This window comes from Bathymodiolus heckerae thiotrophic gill symbiont (assembly GCF_900128515.1).
Classification (GTDB): Bacteria; Pseudomonadota; Gammaproteobacteria; order PS1; family Pseudothioglobaceae; genus Thioglobus_A.
Map to the genome: position 1 here is coordinate 1 of NZ_FQTP01000144.1, position 2,504 is coordinate 2,504.

Sequence of the window (2,504 nt, forward strand, 5' to 3'; positions counted from 1 at the left end):
GGTCACCTGAACAAGTCTGTGGCTGGCTTGACACTAACAATATCCTTAAACTTCACCATGAGAGTATTTATCGTTACCTACTCAAAGATAAATTGGGTGGCGGTAATTTGTATAAATATTTACGCCACCAAGGTAGGCCTTATCGCAAGCGTTATGGCTATGTAAACAATCGCACAGGCACTCCCAAGCGAGTTGATATAGACGAGCGTAGCGAGGCTGCTAATAACCGAGATGAATTTGGGCATTTTTAGGCTGACACTATCATTGGTAAAGCACATCAAGGTGTTATTGTTACTCTGGATGAGCGCATATCAAAGTTAAGACTAGCCTACCCACTGAATAGTAAAGCACAAAGAGGGGTTAGTGCTGCCATAAGCACTCTACTCAAACCAATTAAAGATCTTGTGCGCTCTATTACCTATGACAATGACAAGGAATTTGTTGGACATGAGCAAGTAAATACAGCTATTGATTGTAAAAGTTACTTTGCCAAGCCTTACCACAGCTGGGAGCGCGGACAGAATGAGAATGCTAATGGCTTATTAAGACAATACTTCCCTAAATCAATGAAGCTGATTGATATTGCAAAAGACGATGTTAAAATAGCAGTAAATAAATTAAATTCTAGACCAAGAAAGTGTTTAGGACTTAAAACACCTTGCTAGGTGTTTTTAGAGATGACGGGTGTGGATGCTCGTCAATTGGAAGTGGTGCACTTATGAGTCGAATTCACCTTCTAAAAATTTCTTTAAAGCATCAAAATCAACTTTACCCTCACTAACAAATTGAGGAAACATTTGGCTAAATTTACCCAACTCCTGTGCAAATATATCTTTGGATTGGGTGCTAACTTTTTCTATTGATTTTGACATTACAAGTAATTAATTTATCGAGGTAATTGCACCCTATTTTAACCAACATAAAAGCATAAAAAATATAGATGTGTGGGTATTTATGTAATTCTTATCAATTTAATAATTATTGGTCATTTTTTCAATTAATTGGATATAATTAGATATTATTAGATAGTCGATCAACAGGCCACATGAATTTAACAGCATTTAATATTACACCAGAACTATTAAAGCTTATCACTGAGATCGATGAGTTTAAAGGTAGTTGGAGGCAAATTGGTGAAAATGATCCAGAACAATTAAATGCACTACGTTATGTAGCCACCATTGAGAGCATTGGCTCGTCTACTCGCATCGAGGGCTCAAAACTAAGTGATCAAAAAATCGAGTCTTTATTAAGCAATATAACGCAGCAGTCTTTTAATACACGAGATGAGCAAGAGGTTGCTGGCTATAGTGAAACCATAGAAACCATCTATCAAAATTACTTGGATATTCCTATTACTGAAAACTATATTAAGCAACTTCATATTCAACTACTAAGACACTCAACCAAAGATGAGCGTCATAGAGGGGAATATAAAAAGCATTCAAATTCTGTTGAGGCTTTTGATAGTAGCGGCAAAAGCCTAGGGGTCGTGTTTCAAACAGCCTCTGCATTTGACACATCCTTTGAAATGCAAACTCTTATTAAATGGACGTCACAAACACTAGAAGACAGGAGTTTTCATCCATTAATTATTGCTGCAGTATTTACGGTTGTGTTTTTAGCCATTCATCCATTTCAGGATGGTAATGGCAGATTATCACGCCTACTATCAACTTTGATTATGCTTAAATCTGGATATAACTATACACCCTATTCTTCAATAGAAAGTGTTATTGAGAAAAACAAGGATGCTTATTACCTTGCACTACAAAGAACTCAAAAAACATTAAAAAATGATAAGGTTGACTGGATTCCGTGGCTTGGTTTCTTTTTAACGTCGCTTAAACGACAAAAAGATCACCTGCAAAACAAAACCAATAACCTGGGTAAGTACAATAATCTAGACCATGAAAGTGCATTAATTATGCAATATGTCGATATTAATAATCGAATTACCATCACACAAGCACAAAATATAATCACAACGATTAAAAGGCCAACGATTAAAAATAGACTTAACAGCCTTGTTCAAGATAATATTTTGACTCGACACGGTAAAACTAAAGGTGTTTGGTATTCTAAAAAATAAACATGAATATTAAGCTGCCGAAGTCGCACATTAAGTGCAATTTCTCCTAAGCCGTTAATAAATCAACAGCCTTTCCTAAAAATAACTCAACTGGTTGTTTCCCACCTCGTGTTTTTCGAGGTCTTGTGTTGAGTCGCTTCATGACAAATTCAATCTGTGAATTTGTCACCTTGTTAAAGTCAGTACCCTTTGGGAAGTACTGTCTAATCTAGCCATTAGTATTCTCGTTAATACCTCTTTCCCAAGAAGAATACGGATGAGCAAAATATATATCCACATCCAGTGCTTTAGCCATACGCTCATGTTCAGAAAATTCTAAGTCATTATCGTAGGTAATGGTATGAATCTTACTTGACATTGGCTTTAGCGCTTTAATAGTCTTATCAGCCAACTCAGTGGCATTCTTGCCATT

General features: G+C 36.1%; 2 protein-coding genes and 2 pseudogenes. 2 read left to right on the plus strand and 2 right to left on the minus strand.

Features of this window, described 5'->3' with window-relative positions:
* A pseudogene (locus BTHERMOSOX_RS12135) lies at window positions 1–662 on the plus strand (IS30 family transposase); the annotation flags it as partial.
* Between the two features lie 54 nt (window positions 663–716).
* Here BTHERMOSOX_RS12135 and BTHERMOSOX_RS10345 read toward each other — a convergent pair.
* Window positions 717–872, minus strand: coding sequence for a hypothetical protein (locus tag BTHERMOSOX_RS10345; protein ID WP_171004746.1), 156 nt, complete (start codon window positions 870–872; stop codon window positions 717–719).
* A gap of 173 nt (window positions 873–1,045) precedes the next feature.
* On the opposite strand from BTHERMOSOX_RS10345, the gene BTHERMOSOX_RS10350 reads away from it, so the two are divergent.
* The gene (locus BTHERMOSOX_RS10350) at window positions 1,046–2,092 is read left to right on the plus strand and encodes a Fic family protein (protein ID WP_138121069.1); all 1,047 of its coding nucleotides are present in this window, start codon (window positions 1,046–1,048) and stop codon (window positions 2,090–2,092) included.
* A gap of 46 nt (window positions 2,093–2,138) precedes the next feature.
* Here BTHERMOSOX_RS10350 and BTHERMOSOX_RS11840 read toward each other — a convergent pair.
* Window positions 2,139–2,504, minus strand: a pseudogene (locus tag BTHERMOSOX_RS11840) (IS30 family transposase); the annotation flags it as partial.